19 protein-coding genes, 1 tRNA gene and 1 riboswitch are annotated in these 25,274 nt (G+C 67.5%); of the genes, 9 read left to right on the forward strand and 11 right to left on the reverse strand.

All coding sequences use genetic code 11. The annotated features are described in order from the left end of the window. Positions 1-44: 44 nt before the first annotated feature. Complete coding sequence (locus G1H10_RS20275; RefSeq protein ID WP_163741145.1) at positions 45-1,820, reverse strand: LCP family protein; 1,776 nt, start codon at positions 1,818-1,820, stop codon at positions 45-47. 134 nt (positions 1,821-1,954) lie between these two features. Here G1H10_RS20275 and map point away from each other — a divergent pair, with 134 nt between their 5' ends. The 4 genes from map (at position 1,955) to G1H10_RS32475 (ending at position 4,128) form a co-directional block, all read left to right on the forward strand. Next, positions 1,955-2,722 (forward strand): type I methionyl aminopeptidase, encoded by a 768-nt coding sequence (map, locus tag G1H10_RS20280; protein WP_163741147.1) that lies wholly within the window; start codon positions 1,955-1,957, stop codon positions 2,720-2,722. Between the two features lie 45 nt (positions 2,723-2,767). Continuing rightward, positions 2,768-2,840: transfer RNA gene (locus G1H10_RS20285), tRNA-Arg, on the forward strand. A gap of 375 nt (positions 2,841-3,215) precedes the next feature. Then, positions 3,216-3,521 (forward strand): AAA family ATPase, encoded by a 306-nt coding sequence (locus G1H10_RS35090; protein WP_376778644.1) that lies wholly within the window; start codon positions 3,216-3,218, stop codon positions 3,519-3,521. Next, positions 3,496-4,128, forward strand: coding sequence for a DUF4143 domain-containing protein (locus tag G1H10_RS32475; protein WP_216853476.1), 633 nt, complete (start codon positions 3,496-3,498; stop codon positions 4,126-4,128). Before G1H10_RS35090 ends, G1H10_RS32475 begins: the two co-directional genes overlap by 26 nt. Positions 4,129-4,159: 31 nt before the next feature. Here the strand turns inward: G1H10_RS32475 and G1H10_RS20295 are convergent, their stop codons facing one another. The 6 genes from G1H10_RS20295 to G1H10_RS20320 all read right to left on the reverse strand — a co-directional run bounded on the left by G1H10_RS20295 (position 4,160) and on the right by G1H10_RS20320 (position 8,711). Next, on the reverse strand, positions 4,160-4,597 hold the full coding sequence (locus tag G1H10_RS20295) for a tyrosine-type recombinase/integrase (RefSeq protein WP_163741149.1): 438 nt from the start codon (positions 4,595-4,597) through the stop codon (positions 4,160-4,162). Between the two features lie 28 nt (positions 4,598-4,625). After that, complete coding sequence (locus tag G1H10_RS20300) at positions 4,626-5,525, reverse strand: alpha/beta fold hydrolase (protein WP_163741151.1); 900 nt, start codon at positions 5,523-5,525, stop codon at positions 4,626-4,628. 101 nt (positions 5,526-5,626) lie between these two features. Then, a complete protein-coding gene (locus G1H10_RS20305; protein WP_163741153.1) occupies positions 5,627-7,039 on the reverse strand; it encodes an erythromycin esterase family protein in 1,413 nt (470 codons plus the stop codon). Between the two features lie 14 nt (positions 7,040-7,053). Further along, positions 7,054-7,590 (reverse strand): anthrone oxygenase family protein, encoded by a 537-nt coding sequence (locus tag G1H10_RS20310; RefSeq protein WP_163741155.1) that lies wholly within the window; start codon positions 7,588-7,590, stop codon positions 7,054-7,056. 58 nt (positions 7,591-7,648) lie between these two features. After that, positions 7,649-8,170: a GNAT family N-acetyltransferase gene (locus tag G1H10_RS20315; RefSeq protein WP_163741157.1), complete on the reverse strand. Its 522-nt coding sequence runs from the start codon at positions 8,168-8,170 to the stop codon at positions 7,649-7,651. Next, complete coding sequence (locus G1H10_RS20320; RefSeq protein WP_163741158.1) at positions 8,163-8,711, reverse strand: dihydrofolate reductase family protein; 549 nt, start codon at positions 8,709-8,711, stop codon at positions 8,163-8,165. The genes G1H10_RS20315 and G1H10_RS20320 overlap by 8 nt, the downstream gene beginning before the upstream one ends. 374 nt (positions 8,712-9,085) lie before the next feature. On the opposite strand from G1H10_RS20320, the gene G1H10_RS20325 reads away from it, so the two are divergent. Then, the gene (locus G1H10_RS20325; protein WP_163741160.1) at positions 9,086-11,818 is read left to right on the forward strand and encodes a helix-turn-helix transcriptional regulator; all 2,733 of its coding nucleotides are present in this window, start codon (positions 9,086-9,088) and stop codon (positions 11,816-11,818) included. A gap of 386 nt (positions 11,819-12,204) precedes the next feature. Here G1H10_RS20325 and G1H10_RS20330 read toward each other — a convergent pair whose 3' ends face one another. Beyond that, positions 12,205-12,798 (reverse strand): helix-turn-helix domain-containing protein, encoded by a 594-nt coding sequence (locus G1H10_RS20330; protein ID WP_163741330.1) that lies wholly within the window; start codon positions 12,796-12,798, stop codon positions 12,205-12,207. 102 nt (positions 12,799-12,900) lie between these two features. Here G1H10_RS20330 and G1H10_RS20335 point away from each other — a divergent pair, with 102 nt between their 5' ends. Then, positions 12,901-13,866, forward strand: coding sequence for an NAD(P)/FAD-dependent oxidoreductase (locus G1H10_RS20335; RefSeq protein WP_163741161.1), 966 nt, complete (start codon positions 12,901-12,903; stop codon positions 13,864-13,866). Between the two features lie 158 nt (positions 13,867-14,024). Here G1H10_RS20335 and G1H10_RS20340 read toward each other — a convergent pair whose 3' ends face one another. Genes G1H10_RS20340 through G1H10_RS20350 form a run of 3 tightly spaced genes read right to left on the reverse strand, consistent with a single transcriptional unit; the run spans position 14,025 to position 16,866 of the window. After that, on the reverse strand, positions 14,025-14,849 hold the full coding sequence (locus G1H10_RS20340; protein ID WP_216853478.1) for an ABC transporter ATP-binding protein: 825 nt from the start codon (positions 14,847-14,849) through the stop codon (positions 14,025-14,027). Further along, entirely contained in the window at positions 14,846-15,913 is a 1,068-nt protein-coding gene (locus tag G1H10_RS20345; RefSeq protein ID WP_163741163.1) for a FecCD family ABC transporter permease, read from the reverse strand. The genes G1H10_RS20340 and G1H10_RS20345 overlap by 4 nt, the downstream gene beginning before the upstream one ends. Beyond that, on the reverse strand, positions 15,910-16,866 hold the full coding sequence (locus G1H10_RS20350) for an ABC transporter substrate-binding protein (protein ID WP_174264532.1): 957 nt from the start codon (positions 16,864-16,866) through the stop codon (positions 15,910-15,912). The genes G1H10_RS20345 and G1H10_RS20350 overlap by 4 nt, the downstream gene beginning before the upstream one ends. A gap of 73 nt (positions 16,867-16,939) precedes the next feature. Beyond that, positions 16,940-17,085, reverse strand: a riboswitch (cobalamin riboswitch). 203 nt (positions 17,086-17,288) lie between these two features. On the opposite strand from G1H10_RS20350, the gene G1H10_RS20355 reads away from it, so the two are divergent. The 3 genes from G1H10_RS20355 (at position 17,289) to G1H10_RS20365 (ending at position 25,210) form a co-directional block, all read left to right on the forward strand. Continuing rightward, a complete protein-coding gene (locus G1H10_RS20355; RefSeq protein ID WP_163741165.1) occupies positions 17,289-19,721 on the forward strand; it encodes an Ig-like domain-containing protein in 2,433 nt (810 codons plus the stop codon). A 426-nt stretch (positions 19,722-20,147) separates the two neighbouring features. Beyond that, complete coding sequence (locus G1H10_RS34650) at positions 20,148-22,409, forward strand: LPXTG cell wall anchor domain-containing protein (protein WP_163741167.1); 2,262 nt, start codon at positions 20,148-20,150, stop codon at positions 22,407-22,409. A gap of 479 nt (positions 22,410-22,888) precedes the next feature. Continuing rightward, positions 22,889-25,210 carry an Ig-like domain-containing protein gene (locus G1H10_RS20365; RefSeq protein ID WP_163741169.1) on the forward strand — a complete coding sequence of 774 codons (2,322 nt, stop codon included), beginning with the start codon at positions 22,889-22,891 and terminating at the stop codon, positions 25,208-25,210. Positions 25,211-25,274: the final 64 nt, after the last annotated feature.

Consider the following 25,274-nt stretch of genomic DNA (forward strand, 5'->3'; position numbering starts at 1 on the left):
TTCACCGGATGTCGATAACGCGAAGTCGTTCCTGCGTCTCAGGGTCAGCAGCCGGAACCCTCGTCCCCGTCGTCATCGCCGCTGCCGTCGTCGCCGTCGTCGCCGTCCGCCTCGGACTCCGACTCGGACGAGCCTGTGCCGTCGTCCGTGCCGTCGTCCGTGTCCGAGGTTCCCGTCGCGTCGCCGTCGGCATCCCCATGCTCGACGTCCGTCCCCCCGGGCGGGCCGTCATCCGATTCTCCCGCGAGCCCGTCGTCTCCAGACGAGTCCTCGCCGGCCTCGCCGTCGGTCCCGGATCCGTCATCGGACGGCGGATCGCCGGCGTCCTCGGGAGACTCCGCGTCGGGCTCGTCGACCGGATCTTCGAGCACCTCCGCCACGGCAGCATGTAGCCCCTCGTAATCCGGATTCGCGGCCTCGCCGCCGTGCTCGGCGAAGAAGTCGTCATTGATACTCAGGTTCTCGATCTCGGCGCCCTGGATCTTCATGGTGAGATCGATGACGTCCGGGAACAGGTCGGCCGGGATGTCGGTCTTGACCATGTTCTTCGTCGCGGAGGCGAGGCTCTGATACTGCGTCAGCAGCTTCTGCGGCTGGGCCTCGTCGATGATGGCCCGGATGACGCACTGCTGTCGCTCCATCCGCTTGTAGTTGCTGCTGCCGCATCGGGACCGCGCGTACATCAGCGCGTGGCTGCCGTCGAGGTGCTGGGCACCGGCCTCGATGTAGCTGGCGCGGGACTGACAGTACGCATCCGGCTCGCCGTAGTGGATGGGCACCGGCTCGGAGACGTCGACGGTGATCCCGCCCAGCGCGTCGATGATGGCGGAGAACCCGTCGAGGTTGACCATCATGTAATAGTCGATGTCGAGTCCGAGCGCGCCCTCGACGGCCCACTTGTTCGCATCAGAGGCGGAGACCTCCAGGTCCGGGTACAACGCGGGGATGTTGTTGTACACGGAGTTGAGCATGGAGTTGCCGTTCAGCGGGTCGGCCGTGGTCTGGTCGATGTACCCGTAGGGGTAGTACTCAGCCAGCGGGCTCTCCTCAGGAAAGGGCATCTGGCTGAGGTTCCGCGGCAGTGAGATCAGGGTGGTATCGCCGGTGGCCGTGTCGATACTGGCCATGATCTGCGTGTCGACGCGCACGCCGTATTCCTCGGCTTCGCGGCCCAAGCCCACGTCGGCGCCGAGCAAGAGGAAGTTCAGCGTCGGCTTGTTGGCCCACGGGTCCTTCTTGTCGATGTCCTTGGGCGTGGTCTGGCTTTCCTCGTCGTCGTCGGCCGCGATGGAAGAGATGAGATCCCGCTGAGTGAAGGCGTTGCGGGAGGCGAGCGACATCGGGGCGATGACGCAGGAGACAGCCAGTACGACGACGACGGCACCGGTCAGACGTTTCGGCGCCGGGAGCCCGTCCGGCTCCAGCGAGCGGTGCGAGACGAGCGCCGCCAGGAGCCACAGTACGGCCAGCGCGGCCGTGCCCACGCCGATGTAGAGCAGTTTCTCCCGGTCGCCACCGTAGGACGCGAGTTCGTTGAGGGGCACCAGCACGAGGACGGCGCCGGCCGAGCAGGCCAGCAGTCCGACGAGAACCAGCAGCGCTACGCCCGAGCGACGTCGACCCGCGGCCACGAGCCCGACACCCGGGACCAGACTGCCCAGAAACGCGAAGCCGAGAAAGCGGCCGTACCGGCTGTTGCGTTGCCGTCGGCGCCGCTCGAGCCGCGAGCGGGAGGCGGCGGCCGCGCGGCGTCCGCCGCCCGGATGTGAGGAGCGTGCATGTGACCGGTGGGGCATCCGGTCATTGCTGTTGCGCGCCATCGGGTCAGCATCTCATTCGTCGTGTCGCGGGCGTGCAAGGTGTCACGGCGGCGCGCCTGGCGTCGGGCGGTATAGTTATTGGATACTGCACGTCAGGGCGACTACCTGATCTCAATACCACCGAAGGACACCTCATGGTTGAGCTGAAGACACCAGGCGAGATCGACGCCATCGCCGCATCCGGGCGGGTCGTCGCGGCGGTACACGCGGCCGTCCGGGCACATGCGGCGGTCGGAGTGTCCCTGCTGGAGCTCGATGACGTCGCGCGCGACGTGATGGAGAGTGCCGGCGCGGCGTCGTCCTTTCTCGGCTACCGTCCGGGTTTCGCCTCGACCCCCTACCCCGCCGTGCTGAACACATCGGTCAACGACGTCATGCTGCATGGGATCCCGACCGGATATCGGCTGCGGGACGGCGACCTTCTCGGCGTGGACTTCGGCGCGCACATCGACGGCTGGCACGCCGACGCCGCCGTGAGCTTCATCGTCGGCACCCCGGATCCGGCGGACGAGAAGCTCCTGGAGACGACGGAGCGCATGCTCGCCGCCGGCATCGCGGCCGCACAACCCGGCGGCAAGATGGGCGACATCGGCCACGCGATGTCGCTCATCGGCCGCGGCGCGGGTTACGGCATCCAGAACGACTTCGGCGGCCACGGGGTGGGCCGGGCGATGCACGAGGCCCCCTTCGTGCCCAACGAAGGGCGGCCCGGTCGCGGCTGGCCGCTCAAGCCCGGGCTGGTCATCGCCATCGAACCGAGCCTGATGGCTGGCGGCGACGACGGCTACTACGTCGACGACGACGGCTGGTCCATACGCACCATGGACGGCAGCCGTGGAGCGCACGTGGAGCACACCGTGGCCATCACGGCGGACGGCCCGAGGATCCTCACCACGGCCTGATTGGGGATCTGGCCCGATGTCCTGATAGCCTAGCTGCGGTTCCCGGCCCTCGTAGCTCAGGGGATAGAGCGTCTGCCTCCGGAGCAGAAAGTCGCAGGTTCGAATCCTGCCGAGGGCACACATCGAAAATGGCTGGTCAGCGGCTTGTGGCCAGCCATTATTCAGTTTTTGCCAACCACGTTACGACCATGAATCACTTCACCCCGCAAACACGACATTGAGTGGTCGGCATCACGCCTTGCCCCGCCGGTTGATGCGACCAACGCGAAGCTCCTACTTCTGCGTGGGATGAGTATGAGGCAATGCGTTCGAGCGGTATCGGCAAGTGCGGGAGAGAGGTACTGAACCCTGCGGGAGAGCGGTAGCATCGCCGCATGGCTACGTCTTATGTCGCTCGCTTGTCGATCCGCTAATCGAGGAGCTGCTGGCCGGATTCCCTGCAGTATTGGTCGTGGGACCTCGTGCGTGCGGGAAACAACCACTGCTGCTCGTCATGCTCGCACAATCGTCCGGCTGGACAGCTGAAGCCGCGGCCGTTCGCGCCGATCCCGATGGCGCGCTGGAGCTCGCAAGACCGGTGCTGCTAGACGAATGGCAGCTGGTGCCCGAGGTCATGACCGCGGTCAAGCGGGCAGTCGATTCGCGGCCTGGCCCAAATAACTTCTTGATCACCGGGTCGGTGCGATCGGAGCTCGAAGGCGAGGGTTGGCCTATGACAGGCCGCGCACTTCGAGTGCAGATGTATGGCCTGACTGAGCGTGAGATCGGCGGAGATGCGCGCTCGGCACGGTGGGCGTGATCCTGTACGCCTGCGCCGCTATCTGCATGCTTTGTGCCTGAACACGGCGGGCGTTGCCGAAGCCAGGACGCTGTATGAGAATGCCGGCGTCAACCGGAAGACCGCACTCGCCTACGACCGGCTGCTCGCGAACTTACTGGTCGCGGACGAAGTGCCTGCCTGGTGGACGAACCGGCTCAAGCGTCTGATACAGATGCCGAAGAGGTACATCATCGACCCAGGCGTCGTCGGTGCCGTGCTGCGAGTGGATGTGCCTGGAGTGCGTAGAGACGGCGACCTGCTGGGACGGGTGCTCGACACATTCGTCATGGCGCAACTACGCGTTGAGGCGACCGTATGCCAAACCGAACCCAGCCTTTACCACCTGCGCACCGAGCAGGGAAGACACGAGGTCGACATCATTGTCGAGTACGCCGGTGGCAACGTCTTCGGTTTCGAGATCAAGGCCAGCAGCGGCCCTGGTTTGAAAGACACCAAGCACCTCCAATGGCTCCGAGACGAACTCGGCGACCGCTTCATCGGGGGTGCCATCCTGCACTCAGGACCGCGTCTCTATCCGCTGGCCGACCGCATCGTAGCGGCACCGATCTGCTCACTCTGGACTTGACCATGGCCCGCCAGCACCTTCTGACAGTGGTTCATTTTGTCGCGCTGAGCACGGTAGCGGCGCGTGTGGAAGCCACACCCCGTCCCATATGGACGTTTTGGGTCATGCTGGGGTCTTCGTGGCCGAGGTGGTGGGCGATCTCGCGGGCGGTGAGACCGGCCTGGTCGAGGCGGGTGGCGACGGTCTTGCGGAATGTGTGAGAAGTGACCCAGTCGTAGCCGCCGATGCGGTCGAGGGCTATGCGCAGAGCGCGATCGGCGTTGGTCGGCAGACGCACTCCGCAGGTACGGGTCGGGAAGAGCAGGTCGTGTTCATTGGCGCGCCAGGTCATGGCCATGCGTCGGCGGCACGGCTCGACAATGTGGTCCGGAAGGGCGATGACACGCCAACCGGCAGCGGTCTTGGGTCGCTCCTCGAGAACGGCGCCATGGCCCTTCTTGTACGTGGCTTTGGCGTTGACGTCGAGCACGCCGCCGACTTGGACGTGGTTGCGTGAATCAGTCGGCTTCCTCGATCGGCCCAAGTCGCGAGCTCATCGAGATGGCGTCGATCTGGTCGGCCAGCATGCCTGGTGCGTCGAGCTGGACGAACGTCTTCGCCCCCGGAACCTCAACGAACTCAGCGTCCTTGAACACTCGCTGCAGACGCCTGCCGAGGCTGGGGCGGAACGCGCGGTCGGCCATCCCCCACACGATCCGGGCGGGGCCGTCGAACCGGTGCAGCCTGGTCGACACGTCGAGCAGATCCTGCGGGTCGGCAGCACGAAGGAACCGCACGGCGTCCTCGCGGATTTCCTTATCGGTCAGACACGGCTCGACCCACGCCCGGGCCTGGTCGGGATCGATCCGGTTGGCCAGCAGGCCGAACCCGAGGGGTGAGTGCCGGAAAGCGCGGGCACGCATCGGTTGCAGGTTGAACCACATCCGCCGGGAACCGCTGAGGAGGCGGAAGATGATGCTGAACGGGAAGGGCGGGAACGTGTCAAATGCGTCGCAGTTGGTGAGCACAAGACGCCCGATCCGGCTGGGATCGGTATCGATCAGAAACTGGCACAGCGCGCCCCCGGTGTCGTTGCCCACCAGAGTGACATCGCGCAGGTCGAGCGCCTCCAGGAACGCGAGGATCTGCTTCGCGATGCCGCGAGGCGACTGATCTGCATCACGACGAAGGGGTGTGCGATGGGCCCCGAGCGGACAATCGGGTGCGTATGACCGGATTCCGCGTGCCGCGAGCAGGTCGGCGACCTCCGACCAGACTGAGCCGTCCACGAGAAAGGCGTGGACGAAGACAACCGGCGGCGCGGCCGAGTCCTCAGGGCCGGCCGACCGGTAGGCCACGGTGCCGTGCGGGAGCTCAATCGTCGCAGCCGTCTCGGGCCGCTTGGACTTCCTCGGCATGATTTCTCCGGTTTCTTCACATCGTCTCGTGGCATCCTGCTCGGTCTCTGACCTCTCGCACCGCTGCGCGCGATACCGCGTAGTGCGGAAGGTGTTGTGTGTCAAAGCATGCGACTGGCGGACACGCTTCTGAGGTGGAGGATTGCGTCGAACCCGGTGCTCCAGTCCGGGACGATCGTGTAGTACTCCGCATCACGGTCGGGGTCGTACATGGCGCCTCCGATGACACGCAGTGTTCCGTCCTGATGAAGCCACGAACGGACCCGGGCTGGTGCTGGGCGCCCGAGCGGGAGGATGTAGTCGGGGTAACGGCACATCCCGAGTTCGTGGTCCACGAAGCCGGCCGGTGGGACGGGCACGGAGAACACGTCCGGCTGGCCCGTGTGCCACCCTGCCAGGATCTCTCCGTGGTTGAACGTGAGCGCAATGCTCACATATCGCTCACCGAGTGCGGCGCGCAGCCGGCCCCCGGCCATCTTCCGCGGCAACGCGGGCACGGGCGGGAACGAGATGATCTGCTTCTCCGCGGCCACGGTGTGCACGTGCGCGGCGCTGTAGATCATGGGCCGCGGATCGTTCGCGCGCCAGCGTTCGATGATCAGGGTGATGTAGAGATCCCGCAGGTCCTGCATGTCGCCGTTCTCGGTGCTCGACTCATAGAACCCCAGCAGCGCAAGGGCGTGCAGATCGACGTCTAACCGCGATACCGGTGCCGCCGCTTCGATGGGAACTCTCCGGACGAGGTCCTGCACAGCTCGGGCATGTGTGATCAGCCGCTGCTGCTCGGCCGCAGGCTGCTCCCGGTACCACCGGACGTGGTTGTCGCGGATCCGAAGTTCCCAGAGGTGGCGGGCGAGTGCCTGACCCTGGTCCGGGGCGGCATGGTCCACGTAACGCTGGAGCTCGTCGAACTGGACCGGCCGCAGCTGAACGACGTCGGCTCCGACGAACCGCACCTGGTCGGCCGGCCGCCTGCGGGTATTGAAAGCGCGCAGCCAGGCCATCAGGTCCAGCATCGCCGTGTTCTGCAGGTTGTAGCCTGCCTGCGCAAGGACTGCCCGGGGGTCCCCTACTCCTCCGGTGATGTAGCGATCAACGGGTACGCACGCTCCCCAGGCGTCCTCCCAGGCGACCGTCCGGACGCCGTGCTCCCGTACCAGGTGGCGGATCAACCGGTGCTTGAGAACGAACTGATCGTGGGTGCCGTGAGCGGATTCCCCGAGCCCGATCACCGCCGCCCGCCGCACGAGCCTGTCCAGCGCGCGCAAATCGCGCGTTGGCAGAGCTGGGTCCGTGCCCGCAAGCGGACGCGCCGTCCGATCCAGCCAGCTCCGGACCACGCTCGCCGCCCGGTCCTCCGCGGCCGGAGCCGGGACTGCGAAACCCGGAGCCACTGAACCCATCGCGCCGAGCGCCGCGCCGGCCGAGGCAGCGCGCAACACGCCCCGACGGGTGATCACTCCGGCGCCCGGGCCCGTCCGGTCCTCACTCGTGTACTGACGTTCTTCTGGCATCGCATCTCCAACCTTCACGATTGTGGGCGGGGTGTTCTCGTGGCCGCATCGGGCCGCCCTCGATCCCACGAGGCCGAGCGTGGCCCGCAGACCTGCTGCCGATGGATCGCCACCGCCCAGGCCAGGCATCCGAAGGCGAATATCGAGGCAGCTGCCCGCACTGTGTTCCATGCCGTCCAGCTCGCCTCCTCGAGGCGGGCGCGTGCGGCTGTGAAATCGGCGGCGCTAGTGGGCTCTGCAACCTCCCGCAAGCTCGCGTTGAGCGGCTCATGGACGCCGAAGGTGATCACCAGCACCGCGAGATACAGGATCAGCGCCAGCCCGATCCAGGTCGACGCGCGTCGATGTCCGCCGACAAGATGCAACACGAGGGCGAGGCCGGTGAGAATCAGGGCGCCCATGAATCCCACACCGAGGAACAACGGGTTGGTGATCGCAGAATCAAGCGAACGGAAGGCGGTGACGAACGTGCGGTCGTCGACCTCACGTAGGCCCGGCATGATCGCATTCGACCAGTCCGCGAAGACGCCCGCGGTGAGTCCGGTCGTCATGGTAGCGAGGATCAGAACCGCGGTTCTCGTTGCCGCCGCGGGCTGCTTGACGAACCCCTCAGTGGGCACCTCGATCCTCCGGCGGTCTCTCGACGTTGGAGTAGAAGGGGCGGGTGAACGGATAGTCCTTCACCACCCACCGCCGCAGGCCGCGGTAGGCCTTCTCGTAGTAGCCGGTCGCGTACGCGTCGGGAGTGACCCACCAGCTGACGTCGACGTCGTATACGGCGAGGTCCTCGGTCAGCGGGCGCCGCAGACCCATCGGGTACAGATACGCGCAGCCCAGGTAGCCACCTGCGTCGTCGCGCAGCACGTAGGTGAACGACTTGTTGTCCCGGAATTCACACTCGTGCCAATACTCGTCGACGATGATCTCGCTCTCGGTCACCGGCTCGGTGGGCCACCTTCCGCCCCTGGTGCGGCGGATCAGGTCCATGCTGGCGTTGATACCGCGCACATCCTCAGCCACGTCGTCGCGGGTGATCGCTCGCGCGACCAGGTCGTCATACCTGAGCTCGTGGGGCGCCTCGAAGCCGTCAGGCAGGGGCAGCTTCTTGACGAACTGGCTGTAATCAGTCATCGCGCTTGACCATCGACATCACGACGATGCCGTTGTCGAACACCTCGGCGCCTGTGGTTCGGAAGACGGCATGTAGGCCCTCGGTCAGTAAAACGTCGTCGGGTCCGCCCACCCCCGCCAGCACCGGGTGGTACCACAGGTGCAGCTCGTCGAGCAGCCCGGCGCGGATCATTGCCTGTGCTACCGGGCCGTAACCATGCATGAGGATGTCGCCGCTGTGCTCGTCCTTGAGCCGGGCCACGGACTCCACGAGGTCGCCGGACAGGACCTGGGTGTTGTTCCACTCCGGGTCGGTGAGCGTTGTCGAGGCGACGTATTTCCGCATCGCGTTGATCCGGTCCGGATACTCACCGTCTCGTCCCGGCCACGCGCCGGCGTAGACCTCGTAGGACCTTCGGCCCATCAGAAGCGCATCCGCAGCACTCAGCTGCCGCATCGCCAGCTGGTCGGACTCGTCGCTGAGATAGTCGAAGTGCCACTTGTCCATGTGGTTCACGACGCCGTCGAGACTGACGAAGGTAGAGTTGACGACCTTGGCCATAAAAGGCTCCTTTGCTTTGGTTCGCTGACGCATGAACTCCTGAACCGGTGGTGGAACCACCGGCCTCACGTGGGCAGGTTGAAGGTGGGTAGGGAGCCCTGAGCGGGAGGAAGCGATTCACTCAGGGCCGAGACGTTCGTTGTCAGACCAACGAGCTACCGTCGACCGGTCCAGGCGGTCTGGAGAGCGTGCATGTCATCGCTCGACACTATGTGCCGCAGGGACACGTTGGATCAGCGAAATCGCCGGTCTTGAACAGTCCTCGGTCACGGCGGCCTGAGTTCGCGAATCCGACATTTCCGCTGGAGTACCAGGCGGCATGGTGAAGAGATCATCGACGTGATGACCTCCCTCAGCTCCGTAAGCTGGGAAGCGTGTTGCTCGGTCGATCGCATGAACAGGCTCTCGTTCGTGAGCTACTCGACAAGGTGCGCGCCGGTCGCGGTGGCGGCATGTGTGTGACGGGAGAGGCCGGAATCGGTAAGAGCGCGCTGCTGCGAGACGCCGCCGATCACGCAGTCGGCATGCAGGTGCTGACCACCGATGGTGTTCCGCCGGAGTCTGACCTCGGCTACGCCACGTTGCACCGGTTGCTACTACCTGTCGCAGGCCGGCTCGACAAGCTACCGCCACACCAGGCTCGCGCTCTCGGCGTCGCCCTTGGCCGGTCCGATGGACCAGCACCTGATCGGTTCCTCGTCGCCCTGGCCACCTTGTCATTACTATCGGAGGCCGCCGTCGACAGCCCTGTCCTCTGCCTGGTGGACGATGCGCAGTGGGCAGACAAGGCGAGTCTGAGCGCCTTGTCGTTTACCGTACGTCGGCTCCAGAACGAACCGATCGGTGTGTTGCTGGCCATGCGCTCAGGAGAAGGTGACCACCAAGACTTCCAGGGTGCCGTCGAGCTACCACTGGCCGGCTTGGACCTTGACGCCGCAGCAGAACTGCTCGCCGAGCATGATCGTGGCCGCCTCACCCAAGCCCAGCGTCGCAAGATTCTCGCGGTGGCGAACGGCAACCCGCTGGCCCTCCAAGAGCTTCCGCATGCCGTGCGACAAGTTGGGCTCAACGAGCCGATTCCACTGACAGCACGGCTCCGAGACGCATTCCTGGCGCGAGCCCGCCAGCACGATGAGCACGCGCAGCGCCTGCTTCTCCTCCTCGCCGCCGACGGGTCCGGCCATCTCGAGACGATCTCCGCCGCGGCGGAGCAGCTGGGAATCAGAGCTAATGACGCCACGATCAGTCAGCTGAGCGACCTCGTGCACTACGACGCTGCACACATCCGGTTTCACCATCCGCTGATGCGTGCCGCGATCTATCACGCAGCACCCGCGTCCGAGCGCATCGCCGTACACCGCGCGCTCGCCATGGCACTGCGCGACCATCAGAGCGAGCTCCACCGCTATGCGTGGCACCTGGGACAGGCTGCCCACGGCCGGAATGAGGCGGCCGCACGCGAGCTGGAGCGCTCCGCGTCGCAGGCCGTGCAGCGCGGTGGACAGGCAGCCAGCGCTGCCGCCTTAGCACGAGCAGCCGAACTCAGTGAGTCAGACCAGGAACGTGGTCGCCGCCTCCTGGATGCAGCGGTCGCGTACTGGCATGGCGGTGACATCGCGCAAGCCCGGGAGCTATTGAGCCAGGCAGAGGAACTCGACGAGCTGCCCGACGTCGCGCAGTTCGGGCGGGCAGAGTTGCGTGCGCTGTTGGAGTCCAGCGTCGGTTTCCCCGCTGACGCCCTCGATGTTCTGCGGCCCGTCATTCCCCACGCCCTCCGGCGCGACGTCCGCTGCGCATTGCCATTGCTGCTCCTCTACGGCGAAGTGGGATACCGGACGAACAGTCCTGACGTCTGGGCCCAGATCGGCGAATGGCTCGATTCAGTCGATCTCGGCGGCAACAGTGCCGAGGACGCCCTGCTCCGACTGTTGCGTGCAAGCATCCACGCACGCACGGCGCAGGACCCATACCTGCGTCCTGGTGATCTTGAGGCGATCGTCGACCTCAGCGACCCGATCAAGCTGACCAGAGCAGCCGGCATGAGCTGGGCACTGGGCGAGCACGGTCTGAGGGGTCGGCTGCTGCGGAAGGCGGTGAAGCGCGCCCGTGCAGTCGGTGCCGCCGGCACGCTGGCCTGGTCACTGGAGTTCGTGGTCTTGGATGAACTGGCGAACGGTCGATTCACCATCGCCGAGGCGTTCGCTGAGGAAGGCTTCCGCCTCGCGACCGAGACCGGGCAGGAGAACACAGCGTGCCGGCACCGGACGATGCTTGCGTGGCTGGGTGTCCTGCAGGGCCAGGACACAGCACGCAAGCTGGCGGAGGACGTTCTCGCCGAGGCCAGCCGGCGACGGCTGGCCGACAGCCTTGGTTACGCACATCTGAGTCTTGGCCACCTCGAACTGGTCGGCGGCAACAACAATGAAGCCGTCCGGCACTACGAGACGATGCAATCGCGCGGCCTGTCGCCCGTGCAGTCGGGGCTGGCCATGCACAGCGTGCCTGAACTCATCGAAGCGCTCGCCCGATCCGATCAGACTGAGCGAGCATCCGAGTACTTGCAGCGATTCGAGGATTGGACCATGCGGATCTCCTCGCCGTTTCTGCAGGCCATGACCGCCCGATGCCGCGCTCTCGTGGCATCCGGCGTCGACGTGGACGGCGAGTTCGAACATGCACTGAGAATGATGGACGAGTCCGCCACACCTTTCGAGCTGGCCAGGACCGAACTGCTTTTCGGCGAGCACCTGCGGCGAGAACGGCGGCGGGCCGAAGCCCAAACCCATCTGAAGGCCGCATTGGACACATTCCGTCGGCTCGGTGCGTCGTCGTGGGCCGATCGTGCGCGAAATGAGCTGCGCGCAGCCGGCGGTTCCGGCCCTCGACGCCGACCGTCTCTCATGGCGACACTTACTCCCCAGGAACGCCGGATCGCGCTCGCCGTCAGCGAGGGCTCAACCAACCGTGAGGTCGCCGCGCAGCTGTTCCTCAGCCCGCGGACGGTCGATTACCACCTACGCAAGATCTTCCAGAAGACCGGCATCAGCTCCCGCACCGAACTCGTTCGGCTTGCACTCACCGACCACGACCAATCCGACGACGCTTAGGCGCTGAGCGTAGAGATATCCCACGTCGCGTCCGTCGGCGAGAGCGTCGGCGAGCCTGGTCCGTTCGGTCAGGTCCGGGGGTGGAACCCGGCGCGGACTTCGCGGGGTGTAATGCGCCGTGCACCATTGACAGGCCTGTCGAGGCGTTGTTGCATGTGGGTTGGGATCATCGTTCCGCACGGCCGTTCGTGATGCGCGCCGGCGGGGACTGTGGTAACGATTGGTCTTCACCGGTAGCCGCTCAGGTGCGCTGCCGGCACGACGAGAGGGGGTGACTCATGCGACGTGCACTCGCCGTCGCGGCCACACTGATGGCCGCGCTCACCGTCGGGCTGTTGGCTGCACCGGCTGCTTCCGCGTGGCCCGGAATGTGCTGCTGACCGCGGTCAGGTCACGCTGCGCCGACCTGGTGCGCGCGGCTTGGCCCTGACATGCATCCGCTCACCTTGCTGACCGAACAGGCTCAGAATCTCCACCGGGCCGGCGCCCGTGCTGCCGAACCAGTGCGGGACGCGCGTGTCGAACTCGGCCGCCTCGCCTGCGCCCATGATCAGGTCATGCTCCGCCAAGCGCAGGCGTAACCGGCCCGACAGGACATACATCCACTCGTACCCATCGTGCACGCGGAGATCCGGCTCGCTCTGCCCCGGCGGAATCGTGATCTTGTATGCCTGCACCGCCGCCGGCTGTCGGGTGAGCGGAAGGATGGTGCGCCCGTCAGTGTTCCGGGGCCGCGGCCGGATGCGCGGGTCCTCCCCCCGCGGCGCCGCGATCAACTCATCCAGCGGAACCTGGTGCGCCATCGAGATCGGGAGCAGCAGCTCCAGGCTCGGCCGTCGCTGCCCGGACTCCAGTCGTGACAGCGTGCTCTTGGAGATCCCAGTTCGTTCGGCGAGTTCCGCCAGAGTCACGCCGCGCTGCGTACGCAGACGCTTCAGGCGCGGCCCCACGTCAGCCAGCACGCTGGCGATGGCAGGCATCTGATCCACCCGTACATTCCATCGCAGCTGTCCCGGAAACAGCAACACAAGTTGTCGGCTCAGCATCCGCCGGAGCAGGGTCGGCCACGGAGGTGGTTCCCGATGAACGCGATGGACTATGACGTGACCGTGATCGGCGGCGGAGCAGCGGGGTTGAACGCCGCGCTGGTGCTGGCCCGGGCACAACGCGCGGTGGCAGTGGTGGATGCGGGCGAGCCGCGCAACGCTCCGGCCGAGCACATGCACGGTTTCCTGTCCCGGGACGGATCGTCGCCGTCCGACATGCTCAGCATCGGCCGGGAGGAGGTGCACCGCTACGGCGGGCGGATCCTCGCCGACCAGGTCCGCGACATCGAAAGGTCCGGGGACGGACGGTTCGCCGTGCGGTTGGCTACGGACAGCGTGCTGCATGCGCGCGCCGTTCTGGTCGCCACAGGGCTACGAGACGAGCTGCCTGAGATCCCTGGAGTGCGGGAGCGATGGGGATCCGATGTGCTGCACTGCCCGTACTGTCACGGTTACGAAGTGCGCGACACGGCGCTCGGCGTGCTGGGCGGTGACGTCCGGGAGTTCTCCCTGCATCAAGCCTTCCTGCTCCGGCGGTTCTCCACCGACGTGACGTTCTTCCCGCATCGCATCGAGCTCAGCGACGACGAGCGCACGCGACTCATCGCCAACGATGTGCGGATCGCCGACGGCGTCGTGACCGGCCTGGTGGTGCAGGACGGCCGGCTGCGCGGCGTGGAGGTCGACGGCTGCCGTACCGTACCGCGGGCTGCGGTCTTCGTCGCTCCCCGTTTCATCCCCAATGACGTGTTGCTGACCGGCTTGGGCTGCGCCGTCGGAGAGAACGGCTGGGTGGTCACCGATCCCGGCGGCCGGACGAGTGTGCCCGGGGTCTGGGCGGCAGGAAACGTCGTCGACCCACGCGCCCAGGTCGTCACCGCTGCCGGTGCCGGCTCAGCGGCCGCGATCGCGCTCAACGGCTACCTGCTGGAGCAGGACGTCCAGCGGGCGACCGCCAGACATCAGAACCGCACCGGCGGGGTCGGCGCCGTACCCGGCTGATCGCGTGCCAGGCAGAGATTTGGCAACGACTTGGTTCCAGGGATTGCGCTGGGACTACGCCAGGGCGCATCCTCGTAACAGCGGTGCGGCTCACGCCCTACCCACCCCGCACCGTGGATACCGCCTCGCCCGCCTTTGCGAGCGAGGCGGTTCCGTGTCTAGGCCACTCCGGCCCGGCCGTCGTGGATCTTCCCGTCGGACTGCGAACGCGCCTCGCGCAACGGCACCACCACGACGCCGCCCTGCGGGTCGGCGAGAATCCGCACGCGAGCACCGTAATGCGCGCCGAGCAGCTCCTCGGTGAGTACGTCGTGCGCGGCACCCTGGGCCGCGACACGACCGCCCGCGAGCAGAACCAGGTGGTCGGCGAATTGGCCCGCCATCGTCAGATCATGCAGCGCGCTGACCACGGTCAGGCCGCGTTCCCCGCGCAACTCGTCGACCAGCTCCAGCACCTGTTGCGCGTGCCCGAGATCAAGCGAGCTGGTCGGCTCGTCGAGTAACAGCAGCGGCGCCTGCTGCGCCAGGGCACGGGCGAGCACGGCGCGTTGGAACTCGCCACCGGACAACGACGTGACCGCGCGGTATGCGAGGGCGCTCAACTCCAACGTCTCCAGCAACTCACCGACGACCGTGAGGTCTTCCGCGGATTCCACGCCCAGATAGGACACGTACGGAGTCCGGCCGAGCAGAACGTAGTCGAGCACCGTCATCCCGGCCGGCCGTGCCGGCTCCTGCGGGACGACGGCCACCGTCCGGGCACGTCCCCGCGACCGCATCCCACGTAGCTGTGTGCCGGCGAACTCGATATCGCCGTCGTAGTCCACCGAACCCGCCACGGCGCGCAGCAGCGTCGACTTCCCGCCACCGTTCGGGCCGACCAGCGTCATCCAGCTGCCCGCCGGGATGGACAGGGAGACGTCGTCGACCACCCGGTTCTCCAGCAGCGAGACGCCGACCTGATGAAGATGGAGTCCGCTCACCACACCCTCCGCGAGGTCCGCAAGACGAGCGTGAAGAACGGCGCGCCGATGAACGCCGTCACCACACCGACCGGAAGTTCGCCCGGCGAGATCAGCGTCCGCGCCGCGAGATCGGCGCTGACCAGGAATGCCGCACCGAACACCGCGGAGAGCGGCAGCACGATCCGATACGAGGTACCGGCCAGCATCCGCACGATGTGCGGCACGACGATCCCCACGAACCCGATCAGGCCGCTCACCGCAACCGCGGCCGCGGTGCCGAGCGTCGCGGCCAGCACCACGAAGAGCCGCACCCGTCCGGCCGGCACCCCGAGTGTGCCCGCCTCGTCCTGGCCGACGCTGAGGACGTCCAGCAGGCGACGATGGGCGAGCAGTACCACCGTCGAGACGGCGATGTACGGGAGCACCGTGAGCACCTCGCCCCATCCGGCGGTGAGCAGCCGGCCCAGTATCCAGCCGTACACCTCGCGCAGCGATTCCACATTGCGCTGGTTGATGTAGGTCTGCAGCGCCGTGAGGAAGGCGGCCACCGCGACCCCGGCAAGGATCAGCGATGTCGTGCTGCGGCCGCCCACGCTCCGCCCGAGCGCGTAGGTCGCCGCCACCCCGGCGATGCCGCCGGCGAACGCCGCGAGCGGTACCAGCAGGCGACCGCCGCCGGAGACGATGGCGAACGTCGCGCCGAGCCCCGCCCCGGCGGCCACACCCAGCAGGTACGGATCGGCCAACGGATTGCGGAACACGCCCTGATACCCGGCCCCCGCCATCGCCAGCATCCCGCCGACCAGCATGCCGAGCACGATTCTCGGTGCGCGCAGCTTCCACAGCACGGCCGCTTCCCGCTCGTCCAGCCCGCCGTCGAGTTCCACCCCCGGAAGCTGATTCACCATCTCGACCAGTACCGAGCGCAGCGGCAGACCGGCCGGACCGGTCACCATGGCCAACAGCACCACGAGTCCGAGCACGCCGGTGGCGAGCAGCAGCCACCGGCGCGGCAACCGTACCGGCCTCAGCCCTGGCTGAGGCTCCGGAGTGTCGACGGAAGGGGTGACGACGGTTCTCATCCGACCGGTTCGAGCAACGCCACGCGCTGGTCCACCAGGAACCGGACGTAGTCGACCACGCGCGGCCCCCAGCGGCTCGCGATGTCGCTGTCGACCTCGAACACGCGGTCCTGCTGGACGGCGGTCAGCGCGTCCCACCCCGGGCGCGAGGCGATGTCCTGGACGGTGACGCCGCCCTCGGCACCGTCGGCGAAGAAGATCATGTCCGGGTCGGCGCTGACGATGAACTCGGGAGACAGCTGCGGGTAGTCGCCCCCGGAGCCGGGCGCGTCGTCGGCGATGTTGGTCATGCCGGCCAACGTGTACAGCTCCCCGACGAACGTCGAGCCGGTCACGGTGTAGAGGTTCGCATCCAGCTCGTGGAAGTACGTGGCCTCCTCGGCGTCGTCGGGCACCTCCGCGGTGATCTCCTCGATGTCGGAGCGCATCCCGGCTACCAGCTCAGCCGCCGGACCCACGTTGCCGGTGGCGACGCCGAGTTGCTCGATCTGGGCGTACGTATCCTCGAGCGACCTCGCCGGTGGCAAGATCAGGGTCGGCACCTCCAGCTCGGACAGTCCGGCAACGAGATCACCCGGGTCGGCGGACGCCACCACCAGGTCGGGGTCGTACCCGACGATCGCCTCCACGTTCGGCTCGAAGCCGGACAGGTCCGTCGTCGGCGCGTCCTCCGGGTAATCCGAGTACTCGTCCGCGGCCACCACGGCATCACCCGCGTCGATGGCGAACAGCATCTCCGTCGCGGTCGGGGACAGCGACACGATCCGGTCCGGCTCCGCTGGGATCTCCACCGCGGTCTCGCCCTCCCCCACCGTCACCGGGAACGACGCCTCGTCCGCGGCAGGCGTCTCGCCGCCTGCGCCCGCGTCGTCCGATGCTTCGTCGTCGCCACCGCACGCCACCAGCACCATCGGCACGGCCGCGAGCACGGCAAGCCGGGGGAAGTACTTCATCTCACGCCTCCTTCACCACGGCGAAAGGGCGCGTGGGCGATGTCCCGCCCCGCGAACCGCCCTTCAACCGAGGACGAATCCGGGCCGCGAGGCTGGCGACCTGGCTCGTCCCACCGTCGGCGCGGCGGGCTTCACAGTTGCGGGACAGCGCCGGATTTGCGGACCGGCTTCGCAGACACTCGCGGCACCCGGGAGAAAACCCAGGCATCACCGATCCTACCGTGTCTTAACCGTTCCGCGGCGCGTCGGTGCTTGACAGAAAGGGCCGGAGACGGCCCCAACCAAACGATCCGGTCGCAAAGAGCCCCTATCGCGGGTAACCTTGCTCGGGTTTGCAGGATCCCGTACACGCGCGTGATGCAGTGTCCGCTAGTCTCACGACTCGCGCGGGTCAGGATCCATACGGGGATGAGGAGAGTCGCATGAGCGGAGTGGCCGTAAGCCGCTGCATGCTCGCTGTGTGTGTCTCCGTCGCCGGCGCCCCGCTGGCGGCTGCCACCGTGAACGCCGCAGAGGAGGTAGCTCAGGCGCCGGAGGCGGACGTCACGATGGCCGAGTTCGAGCCGGATGACTTCGCCGATCAGGCCGCCGAACTTCCGGGCGGCCTCATGGAAGCGATCGAGCGTGACCTGGACACCACCGCCGAACGGTACCTGGCGCAGGCGGCAACGGCGCACGTCGCCGACGACGTGATCGATTCGCTCGGCGACCTGGTGGTGGCCGCGTGGCTCGATCATCAGACGCTGCACGTGGTGGTCGAGAGCCGTTCCGACCAAGCCGCGGTAGCGGCCACCGGCGCCCGTGTGCACGTCGGCGACGCCCTCACCGACGCCCAGCGTGCCGCGCATGAGCAGGGCAGAGTCGCCTATATCGACCGAACGGAAAGCCGGGTCGTCCCGGTGGAGTCCGAGCTGATCAGCGCCGTGCGGCGGGGATCCGACCTCGACGGCCGCAGAGGTGAAGCCGGGTCCTCCGGCGAAACCGGTGAGTCGGAGCTGAGCGGCGGTTACGGCTACTGGACCCGCGACGAGGAGACGGCCTACGACTGCACGGCCGGTTTCACCGGCGTGACCGATGACGGCGATACGCTGACCGCTACAGCGGGCCGCTGCACCCAGGGAGAGTCGGGCCCGCTGGACGGTCCGGTCGCCCTTCGAGGCTTCCCGCTGGCCGGCGATCCCGATTCGGACGAGGAAGACAGCGAGGAAGACGAGGAAGGCCTGCTCCCGGACGATCTCCTCGACCTGACGTCCGACGAGGACGACGAAGGCCACGAGGCCGGCGAGGACGAGCACGACGAGGACACCGCTCCGGGACCGCTCGGCCGGTTCTTGACCGACACCGCACACGTCGGCGACGGAGCGGACGCGGCCCTGCTGGACGTGACGTCCTCGGCGTGGGATCTGCAGCCGACGGTTTCGGCCGGCGCGCCCCGCGACGGCGATCAGGCCGCCATGCCGGTCTACGACTCGATCAAACCGATCGCCGGCGCACCCGTCTGCGCGGCGGGCGCCTCGTCCGGCTGGACGTGCGGCAGAGTGCTGGACGCCGGCAGCGACATACCCGTCGGCGGCAGCGACCGCGTGAACGGCTTCCTGATCGATGCCTGCGTGTTGCCCGGCGACGGCGGTGGCCCGATCATGACCGGCCACTATGCGGTCGGGATCGGCTCCGGCACGACCTGGAACGGCACTGACTGCACGGACGGCGGTGCGGAGAACGGCCTGGACGTCGCCGCCGGTTTCGCCGTCTCCGGAGGCGAGCAGAGCCTCCAGTCGCTGTATGGCGACGACTGGCGCCTGGCCGTCCACGTCGGCGCCCCGACCGTCACGGCACCGACCGACGACGACGTCACGGGCCGGCACCCCACCATCCGCGGACGCGCCGACGCCGCACCCGGGTCCACCGTCGTCGTGACGATCGGCGGCTCGGATCCGGTCGAAGCCGAGGTGGGCGCCGACGGACGGTGGCGTGCCGCCGTGCGGGACCCGCTCGCTCCAGGCAGGCACAGCTACAGCGCGACCATCACGCACACCCCGGCCGGCGCTGAAGAACCGCTGATCTCCGATACGGTGAACGGCAGCTTCACGGTCGCGGAGGTGGCCTCCCTGGTGGTGCTGACGCCCTCGGCAGGCGAACAGACCAGCAACGCTAAGCCTCGATTCGCCGGCACCGGCGACCCTGGTGCGCAGATCACGCTGACCTTCGACGACCAGAAGGTGTCGACGGAGGTGAACGACGACGGCACCTGGAGCGTGGAGCCACCCGACGGGATCCGGGCCGGGCGCTTCGACGCCACGGTGACCCAGGACGTCGCCGGCACTATCGACAACGTGGAGGTGGAGGACGTCGGGATCACGCCCGGCGCGCCTCTGGTCAGTGCACCCGAGGAGGACATCGACGACGGCTACGTCGTCACCGGAACCGGGATCCCGGGCAGCACCGTGGCACTCCGGATCGAGCCGGAGGCCGGCGACGATGCCGCCGTCACCGAGACGGAGCCCGCAACCGATGGGCACGATTCCGGTGAGGCGGAACTCGCCCCCGCCGACTACCTCGCGCAGACCGATGACACCGGCAGCTGGCAGGCCGATATCGGCGACCTGCCCCCCGGCACGTACTCGATCACGGCCGTGCAAGCCGTCGACGACCTGACGTCGCCACGGTCCGCGGCGACCACCCTGGAGATCGCGCACCCGTCCAGGCAAGGCATGCGTGCAGCCCCGGACGACGATCTCGTCGACACCGGCAGCGGCTCCACGCTGATGCTGCTGACCGGCCTCACGCTCGCTGTGCTGGGCGGCGGAGCGCTGCTCTGGACCCGGAGCCGCCGCGCGCCTCTCACCCGCTCCTGAACGGTCACAGCGGGCCGGATCCGGCAGGTTCCGGCCCTGGCTGTTCCGGCCCCGGCCGTTCCGGCGCCGACCGTTCCGGTTCCGGCTGTGCACGCTCCGGCCGTCTGGGCGACGTCACGCCCTCCCCGCCCGCAAGCCCACGACGTGTTGCCAGATCCCCCCCGATCGGCTGCGTTATACGCACGCGCGCGCGTCGCTATACGCCCACTTACATGACAAATTAGGACAAATCACCATAATTTTAGGCTCTATACCATATGTCCGCCTTACTCAGCACATTGGGGGTGGGTACAAAAACGACATCTCCTCCGGTAGCGTGACGCCGGTTCCGGTCTGTTGGCGAATGCGTCAACAGTGTGCTTTCTCCGGATTTCTTTGGGGGGCCTACCGGAACGTGATGTTCATGACACAGAACTGGAGATGTGCGTGAGTAACTCCAAGTACCGCTACCGGCGCGGTGCGAGACGGCTGGCCGGCGTGCTGGCCGCTACCGCCGTCGTCGGCGCGGGCGCAGTCGCCACAACCGGCGTCGCGTACGCGGACGAGAACGAATCCCTTCCCACCCTAGAGACGTTCGACGCGGCGGACTTCGCCTCCCAGGCAGCCGAGCTGCCGACGGGCATGGTCGACGCGATCGAGCGGGACCTCGGCCTGTCGGCCGAGCAGTACCTGGCCAACGCGGAGGCCGCTAAGGTCGCCGCCGAGGTCGTCGCCCAGCTCGAGGCCGACGGCGTCGGCATCAACGGCGCCTCCATCGACGGCCAGGACGTCACCATCTACGTCTCGGCCGAGGCCGAGGTGGAGCTGCTGGCGTCGATCGGCGCCACCATTGAGGTCGGCGAGCCGCCGGAGAAGGACTACTCCGACTACGAGGTCGAGCCGAAGGACGACCTCAAGGGCGGCTACGGCTACGTGTCGTTCGTAGGCGAGGAGCCCAACTCCCGGTGCTCGATCGGCTTCAACGGCTACGACGGCGGCGGCAGCGACCGCGTCCTGACGGCCGGCCACTGTGGCGTCGACGGCCCGGACGGGAACGACCTGGGCGACGTCTACCACCTGGATCTCGACGAGCCGGTTGGGCCGGACGGCGTGGCCAGCCTGGACGATCTCGGCGAGTTCATCGGCGCGCACGTGCCGGGTTCGAACCACTTCGGCTTCGAGGTCTGGCATGACGGCGGCCTGATCGACGCCACCGGTGACTGGGGCAACGTTCCCCAGGTCTCCCAGTGGGGCGGCGGCGCGGGCAGCCCGCAGGACGGCGCGGTGACGGTCTACGACCACATCGCTCCGATGGTCGGCCAGGAAGCCTGCAGCTCTGGCGCCACCACGGGCTGGACCTGCGGCGAGGTCTTCGCTGAGGACGAGCAGGTCAACTACGGCGACGAGGCCCACGTTCAGGGCTTCATCTTCGGCGCCTGCATGTTCGGCGGCGACAGCGGCGGCTCGATCGTCGTCGGCAACTACGCGCTGGGCGTGAACTCCGGCGGTTCGGTGCTGCCCGACGGTTCGACGTGCGCCGACTGGGTGCCCGGCGACCACATCGGCATCGGCTACGCGCTGACCGGCACCGAGTACAACGCGTTCGAGCTGTTCGGCTCCGACTGGGAGCTGAACGTCGAGGTCGCCACCCCGGAGGTGGACGCCACGGCGAACGAGTCGGGCGCGACGCTGGACGGCACGGTGGCGAACGCCGCCGCCAACCACAGCGTGTCGGTGACGGTCGACGGCCTCGGCGACTTCGAGGCTGACGTCAACGCCGACGGTGAGTTCACCGTCGAGATCGACGAGGCGCTGGAGGTCGGCGCGGAGTACTCCTACACCGCCACCGCTTCCTACGGCGCGTACTCGCAGTCGGAGGCTGCCACCGGCACCTTCACCGTCGAGGAAGGCGAGCCGGAGCCGGACGTCGCCGAGCTGGTGATCGACTCCCCGAGCGATGGGCAGACCACGAGCAACACCCGCCCGCCGTTCGAGGGCACCGGTGAGCCCGGTGCCGAGCTCACCCTGACCGTCGGCGACAACGAGTTCGGCGCCGCGACCGTGGGTGACGAGGGTGACTGGACCCTCGAGCCGGACAGCGACCTTCCGGTCGGCCAGCGGTTCGACGCCACGGTGACCCAGGTTGCCGGCGAGGACGTCCAGGAGGCCACCGTCTCCGACCTCGGCATCGAGGCCGACGAGGTGACCATCACCGTCCCCGAGGACGGCGCTGAGGTCTCCGGCGACGTGGTCTTCGAGGGCACCTCCTTCCCGGGTGCGTCGATCGGTCTGCAGATCGAGGGCGAGATCGAGGTCAGCGCCGGCGAGCTTGCCGCCGCGGACGACCACCTGGACGACTGGCCGGGTGAGTTCGAGATCGACGACCAGGGCAACTGGACGTTCGACCCGGACGAGGACCTGGAGAACGGGTCCTACACCCTCACCGCCATGGCGACCATGGAGGGTGGCGACCCCGAGCTGACCGACTCTGAGGCCAGCGTCGACTTCACCGTCAATAACGACCAGGGCGGCGATGAAGACGGCGGCGACGAGAACGGCGGCGACGAGGGTGGCGACGAGGACGGTGGCGACCTGCCCGACACCGGTTCCAGCAGCATGCCGATGATCCTCATCGGTGTCGGCCTGCTGGCTGCCGGCGGTGGAGCGGTGGCGCTGCGCGCTCGCCGCAACGCCGCGAGCAACGCCTGAGGTGATCACCACCTGACAGGCAACGCCTGAAGTAACACGACGAGGTCCGGCCCCGGGGAGCTTTCCCCGGGGCCGGACTTCTTTGTCGTCCGTCACCGCCCGGGCCGCGGGTGCCTTTCAGCCGTACTGTGCTGGACTTTTCGTGATCCGGCGACACCGCGGCGGCGCATCCGGAAAGCGCAAGCACGTTTGTAGCGACAAATACCTACAAGTGCGGACATAGATTCACTCTCGTCACGTGCGCCTCTTAAAAAACTTCTGTCACTTCCATCACACTCCGCACCTGGTTCCGCTGGTAGAGCGATCGTTACCGAACGGTTATTTCTGGCAGCACGGCGGGGTGGATGCGAACGGCGCACTTCCTCCGGTACCGTGACCCCGGTTCCGGTCTGCTGGTTCTCAGGGCCAGCAGGCCGCCTTCTGCGAACAGCAGCGGGCAACCGGGACACGATGTTCATGACAAAGAACTGGAGATGTGCGTGAGTAACTCCAAGTACCGCTACCGGCGCGGTGCGAGACGGCTGACGGGCGTACTAGCCGCCACCGCCGTCGTCGGCGCGGGCGCGGTCGCCACAACCGGCGTCGCGTACGCAGAGGAAGACGAATCCACACTGCAAACTGTTCTGGAGACCTTCGATCCGGCGGACTTCGCCGCGAAGGCGGCCGAACTCCCCGCCGGTCTTCAGAAGGCCATCGAGCGGGATCTCGGCATCTCTGCCGCGGATTACCTGGCCAACGCGGAAGCGACCAAGGTCGCCGCCGAGGTGAGCGCGAATCTGAAGGCCGACGGCGTCGGCATCGAGGGCACCGCGATCGACGGCCAGGCCGTCACCATCTACGTCTCCTCCGAGGCGGACGTCGCCGCAGCTGAGGCAACCGGCGCCGCGAACGTGGAGGTCGGCAAGCCCGAGGCCAAGGACTACTCGGACTACGATTTCCAGCCCGCGGAGGACCTGCGCGGAGGCTACGGGTACACCGGCTACGGCTCGGATGACTACCTGTGGCGCTGCTCGGTCGGCTTCAACGGCTACGACGCGGGCGGCAACGACCGGCTTCTCACCGCCGGCCACTGCGCCTTCGACGGCAACGACGAGGAGATGAGTGACGTCGACCACATCGACGTCGACGGTCCGATCTGGGACGACGAGAGCTGGGTCGAGCAGATCGGCGAGCCGATCGGTGCATTCGTCCCGGGCGCCAGCCAGTTCGGCGACAACCACGACGCCGGCCTGGTCGATGTGACCGGTTCCAACTGGGACAACGTGCCCCAGGTCTCCGAGTGGGGCGACGGTGAGGGTGACCCGACCGACGGCGCCGTCACCATCTACGACTCGGTCGACGCGGTCGAGGGTGCTCAGGCTTGCAAGTCCGGTGCCACCTCCGGCTGGAAGTGCGGCGAGATCACCGAGACCGAGACCACGATCGACGTGGACGGCCGTGACGTCGACGGCTTCACCTTCACGGCATGCCTGTTGGGCGGTGACAGCGGCGGTTCGATCATCGTCGGCAACTACGCGCTGGGCGTGAACTCCGCTTCCACCCACGGTGGCCGCACCGAGTGCGACAGCTGGGACGGCGGCGGCTCCGACTTCAGCCTCGGCTACGCCGTCTCCGGTGGAACCAACAACGCGTTCGACTTCTACGGCGACGAGTGGGAGCTCAACGTCGAGGTCAACACGCCCGTCGTGGAGAACGCCACTGCAACCGAGTCCGGCGCGACGCTGAGCGGCACGGTCGAGAACGCGGGCGCCAACCACCGCGTGCTGGTCTCGATCGAGGGCGTGGGCGACTACGAGGCCGACGTCAACGCCGACGGTGAGTTCACCGTGGAGGTCGACGAGACCCTCGAGGCCGGCGCCGAGTACTCCTACACCGCCACCGCCTACTACGGCCAGTACTCCGAGTCGGAGCAGGCCGCGGGAACGTTCACGGTGGAGGAGGAGCCTGAGGTCGCCGAGCTGCAGGTGGAGTCCCCCTCCGACGGTCAGACCACCGGCAACACCCGCCCGCCGTTCAACGGCACCGGCGAGCCCGGGGCTGAAGTCGTGCTGAGCATCGGTGACAACGAGTACGGCTCGGCCACGGTCGGGGACGACGGATCGTGGACCATCGAGCCGGACAGCGACCTTCCGGTCGGCCAGCGGTTCGACGCCACCGTCACCCAGACGGCCGGCGAGGACGTCCAGGAGGCCACCGTCTCCGACCTCGGCATCGAGGCCGACGACGTGACCATCACCGTCCCGGAGGACGGCGCTGAGGTCACCGGTGACGTGGTCTTCGAGGGCACGTCGTTCGCGGGCGCCACTGTGAGCCTGCAGATCGAGGGCACCATCGAGAGCAGCAACGACGCCGAGTCCGCCTCCGAGTTCAGCGCCGCGGCCGGCGAGGTCGCGCCGGCTCAGGAGGACGAGCCGGGCAACTGGCCGGGTGAGTTCGAGATCGACGACCAGGGCAACTGGACGTTCGACCCGGACGAGGACCTGGAGAACGGCGAGTACACGCTGACCGCCATGGCCACCATGGAGGATGGCGACCCCGAGCTGACCGACTCCGAGGCCAGCGTCGACTTCACCGTCCAGAACGACGAGGGCGGCGATGAAGACGGTGGTGACGAGAACGGCGGCGACGAGAACGGCGATGAGGACGGCGGCGACGAGAACGGTGGTGACGAGGAGGGCGACGACCTTCCCGACACCGGTTCCAGCAGCATGCCGATGATCCTGATCGGCGTCGGCCTGCTGGCCGCGGGCGGTGGAGCGGTGGCGCTGCGCGCTCGCCGCAACGCCGCGAGCAACGCCTGAGAGGTCAACGCTTGACAGGCAACGCCTGAAGTAACACCACGAAGCCCGCCCCGGGAAACTGTTC

Source organism: Phytoactinopolyspora halotolerans (assembly GCF_010550675.1).
Classification (GTDB): domain Bacteria; phylum Actinomycetota; class Actinomycetes; order Jiangellales; family Jiangellaceae; genus Phytoactinopolyspora; species Phytoactinopolyspora halotolerans.